The 23,066-nt window shown below is 69.8% G+C and carries 22 protein-coding genes and 1 tRNA gene; 4 read left to right on the forward strand and 19 right to left on the reverse strand.

From position 1 onward, the window contains the following. The first annotated feature begins 76 nt into the window (after positions 1-76). The gene (locus AVTE2539_RS03790; RefSeq protein WP_284408406.1) at positions 77-634 is read left to right on the forward strand and encodes a vWA domain-containing protein; all 558 of its coding nucleotides are present in this window, start codon (positions 77-79) and stop codon (positions 632-634) included. 136 nt (positions 635-770) lie between these two features. On the opposite strand, the gene AVTE2539_RS03795 is transcribed toward AVTE2539_RS03790, so the two are convergent. The 3 genes from AVTE2539_RS03795 to AVTE2539_RS03805 all read right to left on the reverse strand — a co-directional run bounded on the left by AVTE2539_RS03795 (position 771) and on the right by AVTE2539_RS03805 (position 2,799). Further along, positions 771-1,673, reverse strand: a complete 903-nt coding sequence (locus AVTE2539_RS03795) for an ABC transporter substrate-binding protein (RefSeq protein WP_502868859.1) — start codon at positions 1,671-1,673, stop codon at positions 771-773. Positions 1,674-1,824: 151 nt separating this feature from the next. Further along, positions 1,825-2,301 (reverse strand): copper chaperone PCu(A)C, encoded by a 477-nt coding sequence (locus AVTE2539_RS03800; protein WP_284408407.1) that lies wholly within the window; start codon positions 2,299-2,301, stop codon positions 1,825-1,827. Positions 2,302-2,439: 138 nt separating this feature from the next. Then, the gene (locus tag AVTE2539_RS03805) at positions 2,440-2,799 is read right to left on the reverse strand and encodes a hypothetical protein (RefSeq protein ID WP_284408408.1); all 360 of its coding nucleotides are present in this window, start codon (positions 2,797-2,799) and stop codon (positions 2,440-2,442) included. Positions 2,800-3,044: 245 nt separating this feature from the next. On the opposite strand from AVTE2539_RS03805, the gene AVTE2539_RS03810 reads away from it, so the two are divergent. Further along, a complete protein-coding gene (locus AVTE2539_RS03810) occupies positions 3,045-4,133 on the forward strand; it encodes an SDR family oxidoreductase (protein ID WP_284408409.1) in 1,089 nt (362 codons plus the stop codon). Between the two features lie 90 nt (positions 4,134-4,223). On the opposite strand, the gene AVTE2539_RS03815 is transcribed toward AVTE2539_RS03810, so the two are convergent. The 7 genes from AVTE2539_RS03815 to AVTE2539_RS03845 form a co-directional block, all read right to left on the reverse strand. After that, positions 4,224-4,640, reverse strand: a complete 417-nt coding sequence (locus tag AVTE2539_RS03815) for a pyridoxamine 5'-phosphate oxidase family protein (protein WP_272564591.1) — start codon at positions 4,638-4,640, stop codon at positions 4,224-4,226. Positions 4,641-4,659: 19 nt separating this feature from the next. Next, positions 4,660-4,875 carry a DUF3606 domain-containing protein gene (locus AVTE2539_RS03820; protein WP_272564590.1) on the reverse strand — a complete coding sequence of 72 codons (216 nt, stop codon included), beginning with the start codon at positions 4,873-4,875 and terminating at the stop codon, positions 4,660-4,662. Positions 4,876-5,103: 228 nt separating this feature from the next. Continuing rightward, positions 5,104-5,179, reverse strand: a tRNA-Lys gene (locus AVTE2539_RS03825). 126 nt (positions 5,180-5,305) lie between these two features. Then, on the reverse strand, positions 5,306-6,283 hold the full coding sequence (locus AVTE2539_RS03830; protein WP_284395067.1) for a GMP reductase: 978 nt from the start codon (positions 6,281-6,283) through the stop codon (positions 5,306-5,308). A 179-nt stretch (positions 6,284-6,462) separates the two neighbouring features. Next, positions 6,463-7,182: a hypothetical protein gene (locus AVTE2539_RS03835; protein WP_284395065.1), complete on the reverse strand. Its 720-nt coding sequence runs from the start codon at positions 7,180-7,182 to the stop codon at positions 6,463-6,465. 130 nt (positions 7,183-7,312) lie between these two features. Further along, positions 7,313-8,338, reverse strand: a complete 1,026-nt coding sequence (locus AVTE2539_RS03840) for a Bug family tripartite tricarboxylate transporter substrate binding protein (RefSeq protein ID WP_284408410.1) — start codon at positions 8,336-8,338, stop codon at positions 7,313-7,315. Between the two features lie 60 nt (positions 8,339-8,398). Further along, the gene (locus AVTE2539_RS03845; protein WP_284408411.1) at positions 8,399-9,595 is read right to left on the reverse strand and encodes a M20 family metallopeptidase; all 1,197 of its coding nucleotides are present in this window, start codon (positions 9,593-9,595) and stop codon (positions 8,399-8,401) included. Positions 9,596-9,733: 138 nt separating this feature from the next. Here AVTE2539_RS03845 and AVTE2539_RS03850 point away from each other — a divergent pair, with 138 nt between their 5' ends. Next, entirely contained in the window at positions 9,734-10,639 is a 906-nt protein-coding gene (locus tag AVTE2539_RS03850) for a MurR/RpiR family transcriptional regulator (RefSeq protein ID WP_284408412.1), read from the forward strand. 54 nt (positions 10,640-10,693) lie between these two features. Next, positions 10,694-13,156 (forward strand): UvrD-helicase domain-containing protein, encoded by a 2,463-nt coding sequence (locus tag AVTE2539_RS03855; protein WP_284408413.1) that lies wholly within the window; start codon positions 10,694-10,696, stop codon positions 13,154-13,156. Positions 13,157-13,202: 46 nt separating this feature from the next. On the opposite strand, the gene AVTE2539_RS03860 is transcribed toward AVTE2539_RS03855, so the two are convergent. The 9 genes from AVTE2539_RS03860 to AVTE2539_RS03900 form a co-directional block, all read right to left on the reverse strand. Further along, entirely contained in the window at positions 13,203-13,733 is a 531-nt protein-coding gene (locus AVTE2539_RS03860; protein WP_272564558.1) for a phage tail protein, read from the reverse strand. 12 nt (positions 13,734-13,745) lie between these two features. Then, positions 13,746-14,999: an ABC transporter substrate-binding protein gene (locus tag AVTE2539_RS03865; protein ID WP_284408414.1), complete on the reverse strand. Its 1,254-nt coding sequence runs from the start codon at positions 14,997-14,999 to the stop codon at positions 13,746-13,748. Between the two features lie 7 nt (positions 15,000-15,006). Continuing rightward, on the reverse strand, positions 15,007-16,056 hold the full coding sequence (locus AVTE2539_RS03870) for a sulfotransferase family protein (RefSeq protein ID WP_284408415.1): 1,050 nt from the start codon (positions 16,054-16,056) through the stop codon (positions 15,007-15,009). After that, a complete protein-coding gene (locus AVTE2539_RS03875) occupies positions 16,044-16,889 on the reverse strand; it encodes an aspartyl/asparaginyl beta-hydroxylase domain-containing protein (protein ID WP_284408416.1) in 846 nt (281 codons plus the stop codon). The genes AVTE2539_RS03870 and AVTE2539_RS03875 overlap by 13 nt, the downstream gene beginning before the upstream one ends. Positions 16,890-16,923: 34 nt before the next feature. Beyond that, positions 16,924-17,820, reverse strand: coding sequence for a hypothetical protein (locus AVTE2539_RS03880; RefSeq protein ID WP_272564554.1), 897 nt, complete (start codon positions 17,818-17,820; stop codon positions 16,924-16,926). Positions 17,821-17,948: 128 nt separating this feature from the next. Beyond that, complete coding sequence (locus AVTE2539_RS03885; protein ID WP_284408417.1) at positions 17,949-19,151, reverse strand: DUF1513 domain-containing protein; 1,203 nt, start codon at positions 19,149-19,151, stop codon at positions 17,949-17,951. 4 nt (positions 19,152-19,155) lie between these two features. Continuing rightward, the gene (locus tag AVTE2539_RS03890; RefSeq protein ID WP_284408418.1) at positions 19,156-20,256 is read right to left on the reverse strand and encodes an imelysin family protein; all 1,101 of its coding nucleotides are present in this window, start codon (positions 20,254-20,256) and stop codon (positions 19,156-19,158) included. Continuing rightward, complete coding sequence (locus tag AVTE2539_RS03895; RefSeq protein WP_284408419.1) at positions 20,253-21,722, reverse strand: di-heme oxidoreductase family protein; 1,470 nt, start codon at positions 21,720-21,722, stop codon at positions 20,253-20,255. The genes AVTE2539_RS03890 and AVTE2539_RS03895 overlap by 4 nt, the downstream gene beginning before the upstream one ends. A 7-nt stretch (positions 21,723-21,729) precedes the next feature. Beyond that, a complete protein-coding gene (locus tag AVTE2539_RS03900) occupies positions 21,730-22,929 on the reverse strand; it encodes an imelysin family protein (RefSeq protein WP_284408420.1) in 1,200 nt (399 codons plus the stop codon). Positions 22,930-23,066: the final 137 nt, after the last annotated feature.

Below are 23,066 nucleotides of genomic sequence, written 5' to 3' on the forward strand. Positions count from 1 at the left end.
AGAACGGGGGCGGGGCGATGGAACGCCTGACCTGCGCGGCGGCGAGCCGGGGCCCTGGGACTGGCCGCGCACCTTCATGGCGCGGGGTGCGGCCGCCCAACTGCGGCGGGAGCACCTGCGGCACCAGCCCGCACAGGCCCGTACCGGGCGGCTGCATTGCTTCGTGCTGGACTGCTCGGCCTCCATGGTGGCGAGCGGTGCCCTGGCGCGCGCCAAGGGCGTGCTGCTGGCGCTGATGGGCGAGGCTTACCGCCATCGCGACGACGTGGCGCTGCTGTGCTTCGGTGGCAGCGGCGTGCAGTTGCGCGTGCCGCCCCAGCGCGCACCCGCCTGGAGCGACGGCTGGGTATCGCCCATCGGCGGCGGGGGCGGAACGCCGCTGCACGGCGCGGTGGACCGGGCGGCCCAGGTGCTGCAGGGCGCGCGCGACCGGCAGGGGTGGCTCTGGCTGCTCACCGACGCCCGCACGCGCGAGCAGCCAGGCCGGCCGGCGGTGGCGCGCGAGGCCTGCGTGGTGGACTTCGACGTGGCGCGCGTGCCCTTGCACCGGGCCGAGCGGCTGGCGCAGTTGTGGCAGGCGCGCTATTGGAGGTCGGATGGCGTGGAGGACCTTCCATCTGCTATGGAAAAGTGAGCTGCCACCGCTGAATCAGCGGCGTTCTCAGTGCCAAAATGGCCTGGAGGACAATTGATACTGGGGCATATCGCTATATTTTTGATAGCGCTCTTGCTTGTCCGTGCCATCGCTGCCGCCATGGCGGCCACGGCCCTCACGGTGGCGTGGAGCGCCGGTCCACCGATGCCAGGCAATCCAGGATTTCCCGCGCTGCCTCGTCGATGCGCGGACCCGGCCGCACCATCACGTCGAAGTGCGATTCGGCGATGCGGCAGAACCGACCGCGCTGCACCGCCTCCATGGTGCCCCAGCCCGGGCGCGCAGCGATCGGCGGCGTGCCGCGGCCTTCGTTGGTGATCAGCAGGTCGGGCTCGGCCCGCACCGCGTATTCCGGGCCCAGCTTGGGAAACGCGCCCAGGCTGCCGGGCACCACATTGCGCAGTCCCAGGCGGGCCAGCGTTTCGCCGATGAACGAGGCCTCGCTCGCCGCTGCCGAGCCGCCGTGCAGTTCGAAGTACACGCGCCGGCCTTGCCATGCGGCCGGCACCCGGGCGCGGGCTTCGTCCAGCCGCACGTCGGTGCGGTGCCACAGCGCCTCGCCCGCCCCCGGCTTGCCGATGGCCTGTGCCACCGCCTCCATGTTGCGCCGCATGTCCGCATGCGTTTTGGCGTCCAGCGCCAGCACCTTGATGCCCAGGCCCTCCAGCCGCTCGACCACGCGGTTGCGCGGGCGCACCAGCACCAGATCGGGCCGCAGCGCGATGATGCGCTCCACGTGCGCGTCCGCCAGGCTGCCCACCTGCGGCAGCTGGCGCACCGACTCGGGCCAGTTGGAGTGCCGGTCCACGCCGACGAGGCGATCGCAGGCGCCCAGGGCGCAAAGCGTCTCAGTGAGCGAGGGCTGCAGCGACACGATGCGCGCTGCCGGCCGTGGCAGCTCCACGGTCTGCTGCCGGTCGTCGGCGATGCGGATGCCCGCGTGCGCGGCGCCCGCCATCCACCAGGCCAGCAGGCACCACCACAAAGCGGACGATCGAAAGGGGTGGGAAGGGCGCAAGGCGGTAGGCAAGGGGTGGGGGCGGCATCGTGGGGGAGCGCGGTATTGTGCCGGTCCGCGGCCCTGGCCCGCGCCTTGGCCGAGCGCGCGAGGCCCAAAAAAGGCATGGCGTGCTGCGCGCTGCGCGCTGCACGCCATGCCGCTCGCCAGATCAGTGCTTGTGGTCGCCGTGGGCCGCCGGTGCCTGGCTGGCGCTTACCGCGCGCGCCTGGGCCTTCACCTCCAGGGACTCGCGCTTGCCGTCCTGGCCTTCGAAGACCAGTGTGAGCGGCACCGTGTCGCCTTCCTTCACGGGCTTGGTCAGGTCCATCAGCATGACGTGGTAGCCGCCGGGCTTGAGGTCCACGGCCTTGCCCGCGGGCAGGTCGATCGCGGGCACCTCGCGCATCTTCATCACGTCGCCTTCCATCTTCATCTCGTGGATTTCCGCCAGCGGCGCGGCGGGCGAGCTGACCGATACCAGGCGCGTGCTCTTCGCGGCGTTCAGCCGCATGAAGGCGCCGGTGGCCTTCTGGTTCGGCACCGAGGCGCGCACCCAGGCGTCCTGCACGGTGACTTGGGCATGGGCGGCCGTGGCCGTCAGAAGGGCCATGGCGATGGCGAAAGCGGAAAAGGGGGTCTTGGGCATGAAAGCTCCTTGAATGCGGAAAACGGATCAACGGCCTGCGCGGGGCTGCGCAGAAAGCCAATGCCCGCAGCGGTCCGTCAACGGGGGGGCGGGGGCAAGGCGACGGGCCGGTCAGCACGCTGGGGACCGGCCCGGTGTTCATACCGCCAGCGGAGGTGCCCGAGGGGGAAAGGGCGCACCGGCCAGCGTGGTCGGCGGAGCGCGGTAGAGCGGCGCGGGAAGGTGCGTCGGCAGCGCCTGGGCATGCGCGCTCGCCTCGATCGAGGGCGGCGGCAGGACCGTCGGCAGGCACAGCGGACACTCCAGGCCGTGGTGCGCAGGCACGGCGGCATCTTCGCCCGCGCCGGCCACCATCCACCGCGGCTCGCCACCCGCCGAGCACACCCATTCGATGCGCTGCGGGTGCACCAGTGGTGCGGCCACCGCCACGCCGAGCGACGCCACGAACCACGCCAGGATCAGGCGGGCGAGGAAGCGGACGTGGCGCAGGGCAGGCATGTGCGCTGCATTATCGCCGCGTGCTTTCCTGGCCTTCACCGCGCTGGGTCCAGGGGCTGGTGCGCCCACTAAGCGCGCACCCCGTCGATCGCAAGGCCGTCCCCGAGGGACCTCTTGCATTCGGACGGCGCGTTTTCCGACGCGATCGCCCGGGCTGCGCACGCAGCCTTGTGCGTCTTCGTCGGCCGGCCCGCCCTTCAGCGGGCGCACCGTGCCACGGTCCGCCATTCCCTCAGGAGCCTTTCATGCCCACCTCTCCCTCCTCCAAAGCCAAGACCCGCAACGGCACACCCGGTGCCACCAAAGCCCGGGGCAATGCCGGCACGGCGGAGAGCCCGGACACCGAAGCGGTCGCACGCAAGCAGGTGCGAATCCAGCGCGAGCAGGACGCGAAGGACCAGGCCAAACCCTCTCGACCTGCCGCCCCAGCCAAGAAGGGCGCTGCGGCCAAGACCGCCGCCCCCGGCGCCGGCCGTGCAGCCCCCGTGCCGCCCATGCCGCGGCAGCACCTGGAAAAGCCGGGGCGCGAGGCCGATATGGAACTGGCGCCGCAGTTCGAGGCGCCCCAATACCGGGGCAGCGGCAAGCTCGAAGGTTTCTCCGCCATCGTCACGGGCGGCGATTCCGGCATCGGCCGGGCGGTGGCCGTCCTCTTCGCCCGTGAAGGCGCTGACGTGGCCATCGTCTATCTCAACGAACACGAAGATGCCGAGGTCACGCGCCAGCATGTCGAGCAGGAGGGGCGCCGCTGCATCCTGATCCCCGGCGATGTGAAGAGCGCAGCGTTCTGCCAGCGGGCCGTGCGCAAGACGGTGTCGGCGTTCGGCAAGCTGGACGTGCTGGTCAACAACGCGGCCTTCCAGGAGCATGCCGAATCCCTGGCGGACCTGACTGAGGAGCGCTTCGACGAAACCTTCAAGACCAATGTCTATGGCTATTTCCACATGGCCCAGGCGGCGCTGCCGCACCTCCAGCGCGGGGCCGCGATCATCAACACCGGCTCGGTCACCGGGCTGCGCGGCAGCAAGGAACTGCTGGACTACTCCGCCACCAAAGGCGCGATCCATGCGTTCACCAAAGCGCTGGCCAGCAACCTGGCCGAGCAAGGCATCCGCGTCAACGCCGTGGCGCCCGGCCCCGTGTGGACACCGCTGAATCCGGCGGACCGCAGCGAAGAGGGCATCGCCGAATTCGGCAGCAAGACCCAGCTGGGCCGGCCCGCGCAGCCGGAAGAGATTTCGCCGGCCTACGCGTTTCTCGCCTCGCCCGTGTGCTCCAGCTACATCACCGGCATCGTGCTGCCGATCACCGGCACGGCGGGCGACGGAGGCTGATGCCCGCCAGGGCCTGCACGCTGATGGGTTGCGGCACGCGCCCTGCGGGTGCAGAATCGCCCGAGTGCGCCAAGTGATGGCGCCATGGCATCAGACGGTGATGTCGCCGCCGTCTTCGCCATCCCAGTAGTGGATGCGGGAGGCTTTCACCCGGATCATGACGAGCCCCTGGGTGTCGATGCCATCCTTGAACCAGTGGTCCAGGTCGGGCGTCCAGTGCTCGGCGAAGGCGGTCCGGTCGCGCACCAGCTCGGCGTTTCCCTGCACGGCCACCAGGAAGGCCTTGGCGCCCTGGAAGGCGAGCGATACCTGGGGCGCACGTTCGATGTCGGCCACCATGCGGGATTGCTCCCAGGTGAAATAGCACGACGTGCCGTCGTAATCGACCTCGCGGTTGTTGCTCATCGGCCGGCCGGCAATGGTGCCGCCGTCGGTGTGGGTGGACAGCATGGCGATGTCGATGTCGCGCATCTTCTCGGCCAGATCGGCCAGGGTCTTTTGGGTCATGGAGGGCGATCGACGGGGTTCAGCGGTCAGCGCCGAGCTGTTCCACGCGGTCATCGTTGGTGATGCTGCGTGAACCCTTGAGGTGCATCTCCACATCGGCCGCCTTGTCGCCGACGGCTTGCACGGCCTCTTTCAGTTGCAGCTCGCTCACTGCGAGCTTGTCGGCCCATTGGGTGACGAGGGCGGCGTCGTTGACGTCGATGCGATCGGGTTGCACACCTGCGGCTTGGTTCATGTCGGTCTCCTGAAGAAAAGAAAGGGGAAGACATGAACCTAAGGCGCACGCAGCGGCGGCGGCTGTAGGCAGAACGCGCCCACTGCCGGAGGGATTGCCCGACAGGACGCCGTGGCGCGCATGGAATGCAGAGGTGCTGGGTGCTTTCCACGAAGCGGCGGCGGAAATGCAAAAAGCCGGCGCTATGTTTGATAGCGTCGGCTTTTTTTGCCTTGCGGCTTGTATAAGTGGTGGGTCCTGAGTGACTCGAACACTCGACCTACGGATTAAGAGTCCGCTGCTCTACCAACTGAGCTAAGAACCCACTTTTTGAAAAGTTGTCTGCATCGCTGCAGAGCCTCGAATTATGCACCAAGATTTGAGGCGTCTGCAAGTCCCGCAGAAAAAATTGCCGTCATCACGTGCTGATCGCCGGCCGTCCGGCGGTCTTTCACATGAGCAGATGCTCGCCTGCGTTGTCGCCACCCAGGATCACGTAGTTCACCTTGCGGATGTCCATGAGCTTGCGGCCGCCGGAGTAACTGATCGAGCTTTGCACGTCCTGCTCCATCTCCACCAGCGTGCTGGCCAGCGTGCCCTTGATGGGCTCGAGGATGCGCTTGCCCTCCACGTGCTTGTACTCGCCCTTGTTGAAGTCGCTGGCCGAGCCGTAGTACTCCTTGAACAGCGCGCCGTCCACTTCCACCGTCTGGCCCGGGGACTCTTCATGGCCGGCGAACAGCGAGCCGATCATGACCATGGTCGCGCCGAAGCGGATGCTCTTGGCGATGTCGCCATGGTCGCGGATGCCCCCGTCCGCGATGATGGGTCGGGTAGCGACGCGTGCGCACCATTTGAGCGCCGACAGCTGCCAGCCTCCGGTGCCGAAGCCGGTCTTGAGCTTGGTGATGCACACCTTGCCCGGGCCGATGCCCACCTTGGTCGCATCGGCGCCCCAGTTTTCCAGGTCGATGATGGCCTCGGGCGTGCCGACGTTGCCGGCGATGACGAACGCGCCGGGCAGCTTGTCCTTGAGGTAGCCGATCATGTTCTTCACCGTGTCGGCGTGGCCGTGAGCGATGTCGATGGTGACGTACTCGGGCACGAGGCCGGCGGCGGCCAGTTGGTCCACGGTGTCGTAGTCGGGCTGCTTCACGCCCAGCGAGATGGAGGCGAAGCACCCCGCCGCATGCATGTCGCGCACGAACTGCACGTTGTCCAGATCGAAGCGGTGCATGACGTAGAAGTAGCCGTTCTGCGCCATCCAGCGGCAGATTTTCTCGTCCACCACCGTCTTCATGTTGGCCGGCACCACGGGCAGGCGGAAGCTGCGCTGGCCCAGCGTCACGCTGGCGTCGCACTCGGAGCGGCTTTCCACGCGGCATTTGCGCGGCAGCAGCAGGACGTTGTCGTAGTCGAAGATTTCCATCAGATTTCCAAGCTCCATTGAAGGACGCGGCGGAAGGATTTCCGCCACGGTGGGCGCTTGGCTTGCTGACCGGCTCTGCGGGTGCCGCCGCAATGGACGGCACCGGACCCTGCTGTGCGCAGGCACAAAAAAACCGGGCGTCAAGAAACTTGGGCCCGGTGACTGATTCTACCCGCCGCTCAAGACCCTGCTGCGCAGCGGGACTGCGCCGCGGCCACGATGCGGCCCTGCGCATCCTGCAGCCAGCCGGCGACGAACAGGCGCTCGGCATCGGTGCCTTCCGGGGTTCGCATGGAGCGGTTGTCGATCCAGGCGGATTGCTCCTTTTTCGATAGCGGGATGCCGGCGTTCCAATTGCCCTGGAGGGCATTTCGAACCACATACCGTTCGACCGGCGTCCCTGCGGTGCCCGCGGGCACCCGCTCCACCAGCACCAGCGTGTACGCGTAGCGGCCCGCCGGCAGCAGATTGCGGGGCGCGGGCTGGAAGGCGATGCCGGTGCCGAGGTAGTCGTTCATCGCCAGGCCATTGGCCACGCGCAGCCGGCCGGGCAGGGGCTGCACCTCGGCGGTGTGGGTGTCTGAAAATGGCGGCACGCCGCGGCCGAGGTCCTGCAGTCGCTGCAGGGCATCGCGCGTGGCGGCGGCGGACAGGGGGGCATCGTCCGCCAGCCCGCCGGGCACGATCCAGTCGAGCACCAGTGCACTGGCGCCGGGCGCGTGCGCAGGCGGCCCGGCCCAGCACGATTCGCAGTCGGCGTTGATGAAGCGCTCGTACAGCGCCACGGGCTGCGCCACGCCGTCGCTGGAGCAGGACGCCTGGGCCTGGGCCAGCAGCGGGGCGCCGCCGAACGTGGCCAGCAGGGCCAGGGCGGTCAGGGAGTGAAGGGGTGGGCGCATGGGCAGCGGAGCAGCGGCAGTGGTGTTGCGCGCCATGTTCCCACAGATGCGCCGGGCTTGGGTGCCGCCCGCGCATGTGGAGCCCCGGCCCCGAAGCGGCGTGGGCGGGGCGGGAGGCCGGGTGCGCGGCTTACTCGGGCTTGACGTTGGCGCGGCGCACCACGTCGCCGTAGGCCACCAGGCGCTCGGCCATCATCTTCTCGAAGCCGGCCGGTGCCATGTCTTCCGGCGCGATCACGCCGCGGCCGCGCAGGTTCTCCAGCATGGAGGGTTCCGTGGCCGCCGTGCGGATGGCCTTGTGCAGCGTGGCCACGATGGCGGGCGGCGTGTTGGCGGGCGCGGCGATGCCGGTCCACGACGTCTGGTTGAGCGGGGCCTGGCCCAGTTCGGCGAAGGTGGGCACGTCGGGCAGTTGCGGCAGGCGCTGGGGCGACGCCACGGCCAGCGCGCGCAGCTTGCCCGCCTGGATGTGCGGCAGGAAGATGACCAGGTTGTCGAGCGTGAACTGCACCTCGTTGGCCAGCACGGCGGTGATGAGCGGAGAGCCGCCGCGGTAGGGCACATGCACGGCCTGCGTGCCGATGGCCAGCTGCATCATTTCGACATTCAGCTGTCCCATGCTGCCGGCGCCGGCGCTGCAGAAGTTGAGCTGGCCCGGGCGCTGCTTGGCGTAGGCTACGAACTCGGCGAAGGTCTTCACCGGCAGGCTGGGGTGCACGACGAGCACGTTGGGCTGGCGGCCCAGGATGGCGATGTTGTCGAAGTCCTTGATGGGGTCGTAGCCCAGGTTGGGCTGCACGAGCGGATTGGCCAGGTGGCTGCTTTGCGACGAGACCACGAGCGTGTAGCCGTCGGCCTTGGAACGGGCCACGAACTGCGCGCCGATCGATCCGCCCGCGCCGGGCTTGTTGTCGATGACCATGGGCACGCCCAGGATGCGGCCGAGCGGCTCGGCGTATTGCCGCGCCATCACGTCCACCGAGCCGCCGGGCGGGAAGGGCACGACGAGCGTGATCGGGCGCGCGGGGTAGGTCTCTGCCGCGTGGCTGGCCACGGCGGGCAGGCCGGCCAGGCCCAGCCCGAGGCTGGAGGCGAGGATCTGGCGGCGGGTCAGGTGGCAGGCGTCAGGCGAGGAAGGGGCAGTGCGAACAGGCATGGCAGGGGCAATGGCAAATGAAAAGACAAAGGTGAAAACAGGGCGCGGCCTGGCCCGCCGTCAGCCCAGCGCGAGCAGGGTGAGGGCCAGCGCCTGGGCCCGTGGCACGAAGGTGGTCAGGTCGCAGAACTCGCGTTCGCTGTGGGCGTATCCGCCCACCGGGCCCAGCGCGCACAGCGAGGGAATGCCCATCGACGAGGTGATGCCGCTGTCGGCGGCCCCGCCGGTGAATTCGCCCTCGACCGCGAAGCCAACCTGCGCCGCGCTGCGCTGGTAGGCGGCCAGCAGGTCGGCCGGGGTTTTGGCCATGGGCAGCGTGCCCGTCTGCTCCACGATGCGGCCGCTGGTGCGGGGCAGCGATTCTTCTTCGATCACCGCGCGGATGCGGGCCAGCACGGCCTCGAGGTCGTTCTCGGCCGTGTAGCGCAGGTCCAGATGGGCCCGCGCCAGCGGCGCGACGACGTTGGAGGCCATGCCGCCCTGGATGAAGCCGACGTTGAGCGTCACGCCCGGCTCGCAGCCGTTGAGCGCGTGCAGCGCCACGGTCTTGCGCGCCAGGGCCTCGATGGCGCTGGCCCCTTGCGCGGGGTTGATGCCCGCATGCGCAGCCACGCCCTGCACTTCGAAATCGATGCGGTACGAGCCCTTGCGCTCGACCACCACGTTGCCTGTGATGCGGCCGGGCTCGGCGTTGAGCACGGCGCGCGCGCCCTGGGAGATTTCGCGGATCACCGTGCGGCAGGCGGGCGAGCCCACTTCTTCGTCGCACGAGAAGAACAGGTGCACGGGCGAGGCGTTGCCGCCGAACCGGGCCAGCGCCTCGGCCACGAAGACGTTCATGACCAGGCCGGATTTCATGTCCGCCACGCCAGGCCCGAAGGCCTTGCCGGCGTCCACCCGCCAGGGGCGCTCGGCGGCCGTGCCCAGGGGGAACACCGTGTCCATGTGGCCCATGAGTTGCAGGTGGCCTGCGGCCGCTGGGTTGCTGCCCGGAATGCGGGCCAGCAGGCATTCGCCCCAGCCCGGCTGCGGCAGGGTCTGCACCGCGATGCCGGCCGCTTCCAGCCGCCCGCGCAGCAGGGCCGCGACCTGCTGCACGCCTGCCACATGGCCGCTGCCGCTGTCGGTGTCCACCACCTGCCGCAGCAGATCGAACATGGCGCTTTCCTGCGAGGCCAGCCAGGCCAGCAGGGGTTGCGCAGCCGGCGGCAAGGCCTGGCCGGTGGCAGGGGAGGCGGCTTCGATGGTGGTGGTCATGGGCATCGGAAATGAAATGAATATTTCAATAATCATATATTCATGAAACAGTCATTGCAATGTGCTCACGGTGCTTCGCCATGCCGGGCCGCGCTGGATTACGCTCGCCCATCCCCGTCGACTTCCCCCATCCCTGCCATGCTCCTGACCGAACGGCTCGTCCTCCACGCCCCCACCCTGACGGCCAGCGAACGCGCGCTGGCGGACGACCTGCAGCGCCACTATCCCGACGGATTGCTCGACTCGGCCAGCGCCATGGCCGCGCGCGCGGGCACCAGCGCCTCCACCGTGGTGCGCCTGTTCGCCAAGCTGGGCTATGCCAGCCTGGCCGAGGTGCGCCGCGAAGCCCGCAGCGAGGTGACCGTGCTGCTGCAGACGCCCGCCCAGCGCACGCGCGCCACCATCGGCAGCGACCGCACCCTGGCCGAGTGCGTGGACGATGCGCTGCTGCACGACCAGCACAATCTCACCGCCACCCGGCAGGGGCTGGACATGGGCGTGTTCGGGGCGGTGGTGCAGGCCATCAGCGGCTGCCAGGGGCGCGTCTTCGTGATGGCCGAGAAAAACAGCGTGCCGGTGTCCTCCTACCTCACCACCCACCTGAACATGTGCCGGCCGCAGGTGCTGGAACTGGGAGCGGGCGCGCCCTTCGCGGTGGACCGGCTGCTGTGGACCGAGCCGCAGGACGTGCTGCTGGTGTTCACCATCCGCCGCTATTCCAACGGCGCGCTGCTGGCCGCGCAGCATTTCCGGCAGCAGGGGTGCACCGTGGTGGCGATCACCGACAGCGCGGCGGCGCCCATCGTGGCCTGCGCCCACCACAGCCTGCTGGTGGGCACGGCCAACGCGTCCCCGTTCGACTCCTACACCGCCGCGTTCTTCCTGTGCAACGCGCTGGTGTCCGCCGTGGCGCAGCAGCGGCATGGCGAAGTGGCGCAGACCCTGCAGCGCCGCGACGCGCTGTGGAAGGACTTCGAGGCCGACGCGGTGGACGGCCTGCGCCGCATGCCGCCGCTGCAAGCCCGCCCGCGCAGCGGAGGGTAGCGCCGAGCAGCCCCACGGCGGAGGGCGGCCGGTGGAGGTTCCTACAATGGCGCCATGCTCCCACACGACCTGTTTTCCGGCGCGCCAGCGCCTTTCGGTGCTGGCGACGCCGGCCCCGCGCCCCAGTCCGATGCCGCCTCGCCCCTGCTGCAGAACCTGAACGACGAGCAACTGGCCGCGGTCACGCTGCCTGCCGGGCACGCCCTGATCCTTGCGGGCGCGGGCTCGGGCAAGACCCGGGTGCTCACCACCCGCATCGCCTGGCTGCTGCAGAACGGCTATGCCACGCCCGGCGGCATCCTGGCCGTCACCTTCACCAACAAGGCCGCCAAGGAGATGGTCCTGCGCCTGTCGGCCATGCTGCCGGTGAACGTGCGCGGCATGTGGATCGGCACCTTCCACGGGCTGTGCAACCGCCTGCTGCGGGCGCACTACAAGCTGGCCGGCCTGCCGCAGGCCTTCCAGATCCTGGACACGCAGGACCAGCTTTCGGCCGTCAAGCGGCTGTGCAAGCAGTTCAACATCGACGAGGAGCGCTTTCCCCCGAAGCAGGTGCAGTACTTCATCAGCGGTTGCAAGGAAGAGGGCCTGCGCCCGGGCGACGTGGACGCACGCGATGCCGATGCCCGCAAGAAGGTCGAGCTGTACCAACTGTACGAAGAGCAGTGCCAGCGCGAGGGCGTGGTCGATTTCGGCGAACTGATGCTGCGCAGCTACGAACTGCTGCGCGACAACGATCCGGTGCGCGCGCATTACCAGCGGCGCTTCCAGCACATCCTGGTGGATGAGTTCCAGGACACCAACAAGCTGCAGTACGCCTGGCTCAAGCAGCTCGCGGGCGACGTGGCGGACGGCCAGTTCCAGGCGCGCGGCAGCGTGATCGCCGTGGGAGACGACGACCAGAGCATCTATGCCTTTCGCGGTGCGCGCGTGGGCAACATGGCCGACTTCGTGCGCGAGTTCGACGTGCAGCGCCAGATCAAGCTGGAGCAGAACTACCGCAGCTACAGCAACATCCTCGATTCGGCCAACGCTCTCATCAGCCACAACAGCAAGCGCCTGGGCAAGAACCTGCGCACCACGCAGGGTCCCGGCGAGCCGGTGCGCGTGTTCGAGGCCACCACCGACCTGGCCGAGGCGCAGTGGATGGTGGAGGAGATCCGCCAGCTCGTGCGCAGCGATGGTTTCGAACGCAAGGAAGTGGCCGTGCTCTACCGCAGCAATGCGCAGAGCCGGGTGATCGAGTCGGCCCTGTTCAATGCCGCTGTGCCTTACCGCGTGTATGGCGGCCTGCGCTTCTTCGAGCGGGCCGAAATCAAGCACGCGCTGGCCTACCTGCGCGTGCTGGAGAACCCGCACGACGACACGAGCTTTCTGCGCGTGGTCAATTTCCCGCCGCGCGGCATCGGCGCGCGCACGGTCGAGGTGCTGCAGGACGCGGCGCGCAGCGCGGGCTGCTCGCTGCACGATGCCGTCACCGCGGTGCCGGGCAAGGCCGGCGCCAACCTGGGCAGCTTCGTCGCCCTGGTCGACGTGCTGCGCGAGCAGACGCAGGGCATGACCCTGCGCGGCATCATCGAGCAGATGCTGGAATCGAGCGGCCTGCTGGAGCACTTCCGCACCGAGAAGGAAGGCGCCGACCGCATCGAAAACCTGCAGGAACTGGTGAACGCGGCCGAGAGCTTCGTCACGCAGGAAGGTTTCGGGCGCGACGCCATCGCGCTGCCGGTGGACGAGCATGGCACGCCGCTCACGCAAAGCCCGGCGAGCCAGGGCCTGGACCCGTCGCTGCCCACGACCGACGAGCCGCTGCCCAGCGGCGTGGCGGGCATCGTGGACACCGATACCGGCGAGACACTCTCGCCCCTGGCCGCCTTCCTGACCCACGCGGCGCTGGAGGCGGGCGACAACCAGGCGCAGGCCGGCCAGGATGCCGTGCAGCTCATGACCGTGCACGCCTCCAAGGGCCTGGAATTCGACGCCGTGTTCATCGGCGGCATGGAAGAGGGCCTGTTCCCCCACGAGAACGCGATGAGCGACCGCGAAGGGCTGGAGGAAGAGCGGCGCCTGATGTACGTGGCCATCACCCGCGCGCGAAAGCGCCTGTACCTGAGCCATTCGCAGACCCGGCTGCTGCACGGCCAGACGCGCTACAACATCAAGAGCCGGTTTTTCGACGAACTGCCCGAAGCCGCGCTGAAATGGATCACACCCAAGCAGCAGGGGTTCGGCACGTTTGCTCCTAATTCAGGAGCGGGCGGTGCATATGGATCTAACGCGAGAGGCGGATTTGGATCCAAGTCGGAATCGTTCGCCAGCCCGCCGGTCCCGGTGCAGAAGGCCGCGCCGTCGCACGGGCTGCGCGTGGGGCTGGGCGTGTTCCACACCAAGTTCGGCGAGGGCAAGGTGCTGGCGCTGGAGGGCACCGGCGACGATGCGCGCGCCCAGGTGAACTTTCCCCGGCATGGCACCAAATGGCTGGCGCTGTCGGTGGCCAAGCTGACCGTGGTGGATTGATTGCGCACCATGGGGCGGGCCAGCATGCGCTGCCCCGCGGCGTGCCTCAATTTCGCGCCGGAAAGGTCCCTACGAGCGCGATGATGAAGTTGAGGGAGAGATAAGGCTGCATGTTCTCGTGCGGCACGCTGTTTCCGGCCAGCCCCGTCGTAATGCCGGCCAGGTTGCCGTCGGGGGCCTGGTTGGTGTATTGGTTGTCGCGCCGGTCGGAAGCGGCCAGATACCGGCCGTTGGGCGCTGCCGAGTTGCCCGCGCCGCTGTTCACCGCCACGGTCGTGGTGTGGTTGTGCATCGGCATGTTGTTGATGTTGAGCGTGACGCTCTCCTGCCCGCCCATCTGCCCCTGGCTGTAGAAGCTTCCGCCAGGCAATTGGCCCATGCCCAGCGGTATACGGCCGCGCAGATCGGGCAGCGCAAAGGTGGTCTGGCCATTGCCGCCGTAGGTGGTGCCCAGCAGCGAGAACAATGCGCTGTTGCTGGAGATCGCCAGCAGCTGGCCCCAGCAGAAAGCCCAGTTTCGGGGCGCGTAGTTGCCTGCGAACACGGAGATTTCACCGAGGAATGGGTCTGCAGCCATGATGTTCTTCCATTAAGTCACGAGATAAGGGGTGGCCCAGCCGCTGCAGCCGGGGGCTCCGAGCGGTGCCGGGGTGCCGCGCGTGGCCCATGCCAGCTCGGTGGCAACGCCCGTTGCGGGCGTGCCGCCGCGAAGCCAGTGGGTGCCGTTGCGCTCGCCGCTCACCAGATCGTGGGGCTGGACGCCGCGGGGGCCATTGTCCGGGGCCGCACACAGGAGGGCCAGTTGTTCAACCCCCGCGCTGTTGCTCTGCCACTGCGCGAAGCGCTGCCCGGCCTCGAAGCCGAGCAGGGCCGGGCCGCTCAGGTCCGTTAGCGAACCGGCGCCCCGAGGCGTGCAACGGGCGGCGATCGACCGGCAGGCATCGGACCCGGCGTTCCAGGAGGCCACGCTGGCCCAGCCTCTCGGCAGCGCCTGGACAGCGTCCGCCGGCCCTTGCGAAAAGAGGGTGCCCACCACGGGGGGCGGGCTGTGCGGCTGCAACTGGCTCCACTGCCGCTGAAAGCGCAAGGCCTGCGCGCCGGAATACAGGCCCACCACGAAGTCGGCGCGGGCGGAATGCCAGGCCGAACGCAAGCCGGCGAACTCGTCGGAGCCGTCGGGCAGGCCGGAGACGTGCACTGCGGACACCGTGCCGCCTGCGGCCTCGAACGCGCGGCGAAATTCATGCGGAAAGTCGTAGCCGCTTTCCAGAAAGCCCATGCACAGCAGGGCGCGGCTGCCCCAGCGCCGCGGGGCTTCCTGCCCCAGCACCGCGCAGGACTGCCACAGCCCCAACGTGTGCGCAATCAGCCACGGCGAGCGGGCGGCCAGCCGTGTGGGCAGCCGGTCGGCCCCCGTGTCGCTGGCCAGAAAAGGCACCTGGTTCGCTTCCAGGAGCGGCACCAGATCCCGGGCCGACTGCATCGGCAGCCATCCTGCCAGCGCGTCGACCGCACCGGATCCGACGGCGGCACGCGCCTGCCGCAGCGCGGCCTGGGGACTGCGCCCGTAGGGCAGCGGCAGCCAACGCGGGGGGTGTTCCGAGGCTTCGGCGCCCACTTGCAGGCCGGCCAGGAACTCCGCGGAAAGGGTGGGGTAGCGCGACGATTCCGGCAGCAGGACGCCGACCGTCCGCCGGATGCCGTGTCGCGCCAGGGGCTGCTGGTCCGTCGGCGCTGCCAGGGCCGGCGCGGCGGCGCAGGCCACGGTCGCTGCCGTGGACACGGAGGCGCCCAGGAAGCCACGTCGGCCGAGTCGCGCAGGAGAGGGGGGCGAAAAAGTCATTGCGTGGTCAACCGGCTTCAAGGGCTTCGGAAGGGGTTCCGCCGGCATGCATGGAGGCCTTACCCGCCGCCGCGCGCATGGCTTCCAAAGCGCGGTAGTGGGGATCGATCCATTGCATGGCCAGTTCGTGCAGGCGAGGCGAAGCCTGGCTGTGCTTGCGCTGCGCGTCGGGTGCGAACGGGTGGTTGGGGTGCTTCGCATGGACAGCGAAGGTGAGTTCGGCCTGCTCGGTGGCCGCAGCGTCGAGCGCCATGCCGAAATGCGGCGCGACCTCCGTGAGGATGGCCGATGGAAGCTGCCGGTAGTCGAGCAGCAGCGTGCGCTCCGGCCGGAACTGCTGCACCATGGTTTCGTAGAGGGCGCCCAGGCTGCGGGCGCAATAGGCTTCGGGCCCCATGTGCAAGGCATCGTCGAACGCGATGCTGGCGGGGTTGACGCCGAGGGGCCCGCCCGGGATCAGGTAGGCCGCGCGCTGCTGCAATTGGGACACCAGCACTTCCAGTGGGTCCCGGTACAGGAAAAGCCATGGGGTGTCGGGCCAGGTTTGCGCGATCTGGTCCGCATAGCCTGTGGCCCAGCAATCGCATTTGATGACGAGGTGGCTGCGCCTTGCCCCGTGGCCCGGCCGCAGCGGCTGCGACCAGGCGCTGGCCACCGCCCTGGCCGCGGGAACCGCCAGTGCCCGATCCATGCCGGGCAGCAGGGCGTTCGCGCGCATCAGATCGTCCAGCAGCGGAGGCTCCGATAGGGTGACGTGGCTGTCCAGCGCCGCGAAGGCCTGCGTCACGAGCGTCGAGCCGCAGCGCGACACGTGAAAGACGATGCCCGAGGGCGCCAGGCCCGGCGAGGCCTGGGCCCAGTCGAGCAGATCGGACAGCGGTGTCTGCCGGCGAAACCCCTGGTGGAAGGGGTGATGCATCGCATCCTGCACCCCGTCCGAGAAGAAGGGTGCGCGCGTGACTTCGGGCGGCGCGCGCATCCAGTCCACCAGCGTCTCGCCGCCGGCCCCGGGATAGATGCGGATGGGCGACCAGCCCTCGAAATTCAGACGACCCATTGCTGCATCCATGCCTGCCGCCCAGAGGCCATGGCGGACAGGACTTCCGCCTCGGTGAAGGCCCATCCACGGGCCTGGCCTAGTTCCATGCAGGCCTGCGCGAATGCCTCCCGCGAGTGGATGCCCAGCAGGCGATCCTGCAGCGCCGGCTCGTCGAAGACCTGGTCCCGAAACCGCGCGAACCGCCACTGCGGGTCCTGTTCGGGCGGGTAGGGCCGCCCGGCATCGCCCGCGGCGATGGCCTGGCGCAGGCGGGGCGTCGCCTCGCAATCCACCACCAGATGCAGCCGCTCGACCGTGCCCCGGTTGCAAACCCGGTGCGGCAGGGAGAAATCGGCATACCACCACTCGCCCGTGCGCATGGGCACCCGCTGGCCACCCACATGGAAAAAGACTTCGTCATGCGTCTGCAGCGGCAGGTGCAAACGCACCTCGCCATCCCGCAGCCCCACGCCGGCATCGGCGTGTTCCAGGATGGTGCCACCGGGCGCCAGGCGCAGCACGCGCACCGATTTGAGCGGCGCGCCTTCCGTGATGCCGGCCACCAGGGTCCGAATGGCGGGGCATTGCGCCATCGTGGCTTCGTCCTGGAAGAAGTCCGCGGCGAACTCGCCTGGCGCGGCAGGCAGCGGCGAGCGGGATGTGCTGCGCAGGGCCGCCACGTGCCAGCCGCCGTTGTGCTTCGCCAGATTGAAATGCGGGCCCCAGAGGCTGTCCGGCAATGCATGGACCTCTTGCAGCGCCGCAGCCACTTCGGCCATGCCGTGCGCCAGCCGCCGCATGGGCGGGAAGTCGTTGGGCGCAAGGGGTGCCACGGTGGGCTGGGCGGTCATGGGGCGATGCGGGCCGTGGGTGAAGCCAGCGCCGTTACTGGGCGCAGATCGCGTAGGCCGTGCAGCTTTGCAGGTCCGAGCGATAGGAGTTGAGGGCGCGGATCGTCCAACCGAAGGTGCCCGCATTGCCGCCGCAATTGGCCACCGGGCGGCTCTCGCCCAGATAGACGCCGATGTCCTCGGGCGATGTCTGGCCGGTGCTTGCGGAATGGCCGCCGCCCAGCACCTTCTCGCCCGCATTGCAGCAGGAGGTGACGGCGCAGGCCTGTGCATTCACCGGTTGCAGCGTGATCTCGCGCACGGTGACTCCCGTGCTCACCGAGCCTGCCGCGCCGGTCGGGCCCGCAGGGCCGGTGCCACCGGTGGAGCCTGTGGCGCCCGTGGCGCCTGCCGATCCCGTGGGGCCCGTGGGCCCGGCCACTCCCGCGCTGCCCGTGGGGCCGAGGGCCCCCGTCGCTCCGGTGGTGCCCGTGGGTCCTGTCACGCCGGTCGCCCCGGTGGGCCCGGCACTGCCTGTGGCCCCGGTGGCGCCGGATAGGCCGGTGGTCCCTGTCGGGCCGGCGATGCCCGTGGGGCCGGTCGGACCCGCGATGCCGGTCGCCCCGGTGGCGCCAGCCGGGCCTGTAGCGCCCGTGGCACCTGTCGCGCCGGTGGCCCCCACCACGCCCGCACAGTTGCCGAGGGCGCCTCCGGGGCCATGGCACACCGGCGTCGCCTGCGACGGCGCCGACGCCAGTCCGGGCACCGTCACGGAGCCTGACGCCTCGTCCACGCGCAGGCGGATCTGGGTTTTGTCGGTGTTGGTCACCGTGAAGCCGCCATTGGGCGGCGGTGCAAGCACGATGTCCGCCGCCATCACTGCATGGCAGTGCAGGGCCCCAGCCACCAGGGCCGCGATCAGATGTTTGCGTTGCGGAGGAAGAAAGGACATGGGCACCCCGTGATAACCGGCGGAGTGTAAGGAAAAGTCCTAAATTTTTGCCATTTTGTAATGAGTTCGATAGTTTTTATTTTTGGTGTTCCGCGATGCAACATCTCTCAAGAGGGCGTGTGCAGGGTTTACCCGGTGATGTACCAGTGGTTGTCCACACGCGCCTTGGCCAGGCCGCTGCGGTGGAGATGGGGCTGCGGTGCGGCGCCGCGGGCGTCTTCAAGGGTGTGGTCCAGCCCGGCAGCCCACAGTGCGGTGCCGTTCACGGCGAGTGCGCAGACCTCGGGCAGCGCCACCAGGCGCTGCCAGTCCCCCTGCGGGCTGAAGGTGGCGATGCCCTGGGCGCGCGGGCAACTCACGGCCCATCCCTCGGGGGTGGCGGCGATACTGCCGCCATACCCCCGCAAACCGCCTTGCAAACCGCCCCGTGGGCCGCCAGGCCCCTGCGCGGGGACGGGCGCGGCGGCCCGCAACGCCTTGCCATCAAAGAGCGCCAGCACGGGCGCCGCCTCCCGGTCCGGCTGGCCGTCGTGTTCGGCTTGCAGGGCGATGCCCAGCACGCGGCCATCGGCGCTCCAGGCCAGGTGCCGAAGGCTCAGCCGCCGGTCGTCCAGCCGCCATTGGCCCAGCACGCCACCGGTGCGGCCATGCAGCCGCACGACGGACGAGTCCATGGTCTCCAGCGCGCGTTTCACGCGGCCGGTCTCCGGCGCGGTGGGCACGCCGCCGTTGGCGACGATCAAGGTGGGCACGCCATCGGCGAGCGTGTGGCGGTCCCAGATGAGTTCGTGCGCGTCGATGCCCTGCGTGGGCCATTCGCTCACCGCCTCCAGCCGCTCGGCGCTGCGCTGCACGACCAGGCTCTGGCCGGTGTCGGCATCGGTCTCGGTGGTGTAGAGCAGGCGTCCGTCCGGCGATGCGATCACGTGGCCGTTGAACGAGCGGGTGCCGTCCGTCCACTGCCAAACGGGTTCGCGCGGGGTGCCTGGCCACCAGCGCACCAGCCAGTCGCCGGGCCGGCGCGACGCCGCCACGATGCTCCCGTCCGGCAAGGGGCAAAGGCCGTGGGCACGGGTGGGAATGTCCAGGGTGTGCGTTGCGCGCAGCGGTGCGTCCTGGCCGGGCCGGGCCTGCAGCACACCGATGCGGTAGCTGCCGTCTTCCTGCTGCCATGCCGCTGCCAGGCGCAGCGAGCCCGCGGCGGCGGCCGGGCCGGCCCAGGCGGCGGCCAGCGGCACGGCCAGCCCCAGGCCTGCGCCGAGCCGCAGCGCCTGCCGGCGCGACAGCGGTGCCGAGGCGGCAGGGATGCCTTCCGGTCGCTTGGTTGGCATGGCGTCAGTCCCCGTCGGCGTCCGAAAACCCGATGCTCACCTGCAGCGCCGGCGCGATCTCGGCCTCGGCCAGGCGCTTGAGCGCGGTCAGCTCCTTGGCCGCCTGCAGCACCTGCGGCCCGGTGTTCTTTCCGGGCTGCGCCAGGGCGGCAAAGGCGGTGTCGATGCGCTGCGTGGACTGCAGCAACTGGTCGGCCAGGGGGTTCAGGCCCCGACCGCGCAGATAGGTTTCGAGCGGCACGAGGGCCTCGCCGGGCTTGGGCAGGGCGGCGCCCTGCGGCAGCACGGCCAGCGTGCGCAAGGCCTTCCATTCGGCGGCCCAGGCTTCGGGCGTGAGGCCGCTGGCGGCGCGCGGGTAGTCCGGCGTGCGGCTGCCCTGGGCGGCGCGCAGCGGCTTTTCCATGTGCGCCCAGCGCAGGCGTTCGATGCCGCCCACCCACTGGTTGATGAACTCGCCCATGGCCTGGGTGGAGCGCTCCTGCTCGTCCTCGGCTGCCCAGTCGGTGGTGGCGGCGCTGTCGAACGCCGCCTTGAGCGCCACGGCCTCGCGCTCCACGTCCAGCGCCGTCTCCACTGCGTACCGGCAGGCCGGCGTGGCGGGCTGGGCCGGCTGCGTCCACAGCAGCCATTCGAGGGCGGGCAGGCCCTTGGCGGGCGTGCCCACGCGCTCGAACGCCTTGGCACCCTGCGGCTGGGCCTTGATGGCGCGCTCGATGAGCGGGGGCCGGGTGGGTGCGAAGTCGATCTGGCGCTGCGTGCGCCGGGCGATCACCGGGCCCACAGCCACGGCGCCCAGGCTCTCCCACGCGAGCATGGTGCTGCGCCAGGCGCCGCGGGCGGCGTCCAGCGCCGCGCCGGCCTGTGCCGGCGGCGCATCGCACAGGGCCCGCAGCGCGGGCGGCAGGGCCTGCGCCGCGGTGGCGAACTCGCCCGCGCGGGGCAGGGCCCAATGGCCGTAGAGGCTTTGCAGGGCGTGCGTGGTGTCGTAGAACGGCACGGCGTCGTGCCGCCAGTTGGTCTGCGCGGTGGCCGCAGCGCCGGCCAGGGCGCACAGCGCCACCGCGGCCAGGCGGGGCAGGGGGCGCAGAGCAGGGGATTTCGTCATAGCGACTCCACGAATTGCACGAGCGCATCGCGCTCGGCCTTGTTCATCTTGAGCACGTTCTGCTTGGCTTCCTCGGCCTCGCCGCCGTGCCACAGGATGGCTTCGAGCACGCCGCGCGCGCGGCCGTCGTGCAGCAGGCGGGTGTGGCCGTTCACGTCCTGGATCAGGCCCGTGCCCCACAGCGGGGGCGTCTTCCACTGCCGGCCGTTGGCCGCGAAGTCGGGCCGGTGGTCGGCCAGGGCTTCGCCCATGTCGTGCAGCAGCATGTCGGTGTAGGGCCAGATGCGCTGGCCCGAGACGGCCTTGCTGGTCAGGCGCGGGAACGGCCCTTCCTTGGTGACGTAGCTGGGGCGGTGGCAGGCGGCGCACTGGGCCTGGGCGAAGAGCGCCTGGCCGCGCTGCACCTGCACGTCGTTCACCTTGCGGCGGGCGGGTGGGGCGAGCGTGGCCTGGTAGAACACCACGTCGTCGAAGGTCTTGTCGTCGATCTCCACGCCCGGCTGGCCCTGGCGGCCCGCGCTCTTGCCGCTGGGCGCGGCCAGGCAGTCCTTTTGCGCGGGCGTGCAGGCCTCGTGCGGGAAGTGGCGCGAGGTGATGCCCATGTCGCCCACGAAGGCGCCGCCGGTCTGGTGCGCGATGGTGGCCACGTTGCCCTTCCAGCCGAAGCGGCCGATCATCATCCGGGCCGATGGCGCATCCCACACGCGGTTGGGCACGCCCTTGATGGGGCCGGGCGCCTTGGCCTGGTCGGCGGCATTGGCCAGGATGTCGGCCTCGTCGATGGCCTCCAGCAGGCCCACGCCGATGATCTGCGGCGCGATGCGCGGGCTGACCATCACGTCCGGGTGCATCGGCCCGTACCCTAAGTCGGCAAAGCCGTATTTCGGGTCGAGCAGGGTGTAGGGCGTGCCGTCGGCGAACTGGCCCTGGATGGTCTGGTAGCGCAGGGTGACGCGGCCCTCGGGCTTCACGCCGGTGATGCCCGCGTTGTTGAACTGGTCGCCGTACACGGGCTCGTGCAGCGGTCCGCCGTGGCCGTCGGCACCGGGGATGGACAGGCGGATCAGCAGCGCCACCGTGGGGTCCTTGGTCTCGCCCAGGCGGTTGAAGATCTCGGGCGGCGCGCCGCGGCCGTCCTGCACATGGCAGCCGCCGCACGAGCGCGCGATGAAGTGCGGCCCCAGGCCGTCGCGCGCCTTGGTCGAGGCGGGTGCCTCCACCCAGTTGCGGCGAAAGAACGAGTTGCCGATGACGAAGCGCGTGCGCTCCTCGTCCGGCAGGTTGGCCGCGGGGAACGAGAAGGCGTTGCGCCCGGTGGCGAACACGGTGGTGTCGCCGCCGGGCTTCTCGCCCAGCGGGTCCGGGTGGCCGCTGGCCACGAGGCCCGTGGCGGCCGCCGCCAGGCCTGCGCTGGCGGTCGCGAGGCGCCAGGTGCGGCGGCGGTGGAAGGCTTTCAGGAAACGCATTGCGGGATCAGGGTTGCACGAGGGTCAGCCGGGTGATGCCGATGGCGTTGGCGGCGGCGACCAGGTCCTTGGACTGGGCGCTCAGGCTGTCGATGGTTTTCTGGATGCGCTGGCGGCCCGGCGCGTCCTTCTCGCCGATGATCTCGCGGTCGAACGGCGCCTGGATCGCCTCGGCCGCCTTCACCGACGCGGCGATCTGCTGCGTGGTCTTTTCGGCCAGGGCCGCGTCCTTGGCGGCCACCAGGTCGCGCAGCGAGGGGCCCTGCACCTGGCTGCCGTCGGCGCGCCGGTACTGGCCCAGCCACACGTTCTGGATGCCTTGGGCATTGGTCACCGCGTCGCGGTGCGTGTTGTCGGAAAAGCAGGAGTGCTCGTCTTCCTGGTCCTGGCTGTTGAGCGCGACCTCCAGCCGCTCGCCGGCCAGTTCGCCGCGCGAGAGCGAGCCCAGGCCCACCAGCATCTTGCGCACCGATTCCTGCCCGCCCTTGGCGAACTTGGCGCGGTAGTTGTTCCTGGCCTTGGGGTCCCAGGCCTTGACGAGGAAGGTGAGGTCGTCGATCAGCAGGTCGGTGACCACGGTCAGGTACTGGCGGCGGCGGTCGGCGTTCTTGCCCTTGCCATCGACGAAGTCCTCGAAGTTGCGGTCGCCCGGGCCGGTTTCCGACAGGTCCTGGCCCCACAGGAAGAACTCGATGGCGTGCCAGCCGGTGGCGATGTTCTCCTCGCCGCCGCGCTCGTTCTGCGCAGCGAGGTTCTTCTTGGTGATGGCGAATTGGCGGTTGTTCACCAGGCCGGCGTCGGGCTTGCCTTCGACGCTGTCCACGTACGACTCGTCCATGGGCCAGGCGTTGATCTGGCCTTCGGGGCCCTTGTCGTCGTCGATCGGGCCGCCGTAGAAACGGAACGCCTCGGTCTGGCCATAGAACTCGCGCGCGGCCAGCCAGGTCTTGCGGGCCTCGGCCAGCGTCTCCACCGACGGCTTGGCCGTGAAGGCCTTGATGGCGGCCTGCATGGCCTTGGCTGCGTTCAGCGTGTCTTCGTAGTTGGCGTGCACCAGCGTGGCGTAGTGGGCGGCCACGGCATTGGCGGTGGCGGGCTGGGAAGCCTGGACGGCGGTGCCTTGTGCCTGGGCCACGCCCACGGCGCCGAGCGGACTGGCGGCCAGCAGGGCGGAGAGGGCGGCGGTTCTGAACAAGGGGGTCGTCATGGGCATCTCCAGGTTGGGTAAAAACGGACCGGGCGGACGCTTTCCGGCCTGCCGGAGGCAGGGCGCCGGGCCGCGTGCCGCCGGGCTCGGGCCCGGGGCAGCGGCCGGTGGAAGCGGCAGCGGGAACAGGCGGCAAG

Source organism: Acidovorax sp. SUPP2539, from assembly GCF_030158975.1.
Taxonomy (GTDB): domain Bacteria; phylum Pseudomonadota; class Gammaproteobacteria; order Burkholderiales; family Burkholderiaceae_C; genus Paracidovorax.

Bases quoted from the DNA above. Each gene is read 5' to 3' on its own strand.
- AVTE2539_RS03810 (WP_284408409.1), top strand. From the start codon at position 3,045: ATGCCCACCTCTCCCTCCTCCAAAGCCAAGACCCGCAACGGCACACCC.
- AVTE2539_RS03880 (WP_272564554.1), bottom strand. From the start codon at position 17,820: ATGTCCTTTCTTCCTCCGCAACGCAAACATCTGATCGCGGCCCTGGTG.
- AVTE2539_RS03860 (WP_272564558.1), bottom strand. From the start codon at position 13,733: ATGGCTGCAGACCCATTCCTCGGTGAAATCTCCGTGTTCGCAGGCAAC.
- AVTE2539_RS03790 (WP_284408406.1), top strand. From the start codon at position 77: ATGGCGCGGGGTGCGGCCGCCCAACTGCGGCGGGAGCACCTGCGGCAC.
- AVTE2539_RS03865 (WP_284408414.1), bottom strand. From the start codon at position 14,999: ATGACTTTTTCGCCCCCCTCTCCTGCGCGACTCGGCCGACGTGGCTTC.
- AVTE2539_RS03895 (WP_284408419.1), bottom strand. From the start codon at position 21,722: ATGCGTTTCCTGAAAGCCTTCCACCGCCGCCGCACCTGGCGCCTCGCG.
- AVTE2539_RS03830 (WP_284395067.1), bottom strand. From the start codon at position 6,283: ATGGAAATCTTCGACTACGACAACGTCCTGCTGCTGCCGCGCAAATGC.
- AVTE2539_RS03870 (WP_284408415.1), bottom strand. From the start codon at position 16,056: ATGGGTCGTCTGAATTTCGAGGGCTGGTCGCCCATCCGCATCTATCCC.
- AVTE2539_RS03890 (WP_284408418.1), bottom strand. From the start codon at position 20,256: ATGACGAAATCCCCTGCTCTGCGCCCCCTGCCCCGCCTGGCCGCGGTG.
- AVTE2539_RS03800 (WP_284408407.1), bottom strand. From the start codon at position 2,301: ATGCCCAAGACCCCCTTTTCCGCTTTCGCCATCGCCATGGCCCTTCTG.
- AVTE2539_RS03840 (WP_284408410.1), bottom strand. From the start codon at position 8,338: ATGCCTGTTCGCACTGCCCCTTCCTCGCCTGACGCCTGCCACCTGACC.
- AVTE2539_RS03835 (WP_284395065.1), bottom strand. From the start codon at position 7,182: ATGCGCCCACCCCTTCACTCCCTGACCGCCCTGGCCCTGCTGGCCACG.
- AVTE2539_RS03875 (WP_284408416.1), bottom strand. From the start codon at position 16,889: ATGACCGCCCAGCCCACCGTGGCACCCCTTGCGCCCAACGACTTCCCG.
- AVTE2539_RS03885 (WP_284408417.1), bottom strand. From the start codon at position 19,151: ATGCCAACCAAGCGACCGGAAGGCATCCCTGCCGCCTCGGCACCGCTG.
- AVTE2539_RS03900 (WP_284408420.1), bottom strand. From the start codon at position 22,929: ATGACGACCCCCTTGTTCAGAACCGCCGCCCTCTCCGCCCTGCTGGCC.
- AVTE2539_RS03815 (WP_272564591.1), bottom strand. From the start codon at position 4,640: ATGACCCAAAAGACCCTGGCCGATCTGGCCGAGAAGATGCGCGACATC.
- AVTE2539_RS03855 (WP_284408413.1), top strand. From the start codon at position 10,694: ATGCTCCCACACGACCTGTTTTCCGGCGCGCCAGCGCCTTTCGGTGCT.
- AVTE2539_RS03820 (WP_272564590.1), bottom strand. From the start codon at position 4,875: ATGAACCAAGCCGCAGGTGTGCAACCCGATCGCATCGACGTCAACGAC.
- AVTE2539_RS03850 (WP_284408412.1), top strand. From the start codon at position 9,734: ATGCTCCTGACCGAACGGCTCGTCCTCCACGCCCCCACCCTGACGGCC.
- AVTE2539_RS03805 (WP_284408408.1), bottom strand. From the start codon at position 2,799: ATGCCTGCCCTGCGCCACGTCCGCTTCCTCGCCCGCCTGATCCTGGCG.
- AVTE2539_RS03845 (WP_284408411.1), bottom strand. From the start codon at position 9,595: ATGACCACCACCATCGAAGCCGCCTCCCCTGCCACCGGCCAGGCCTTG.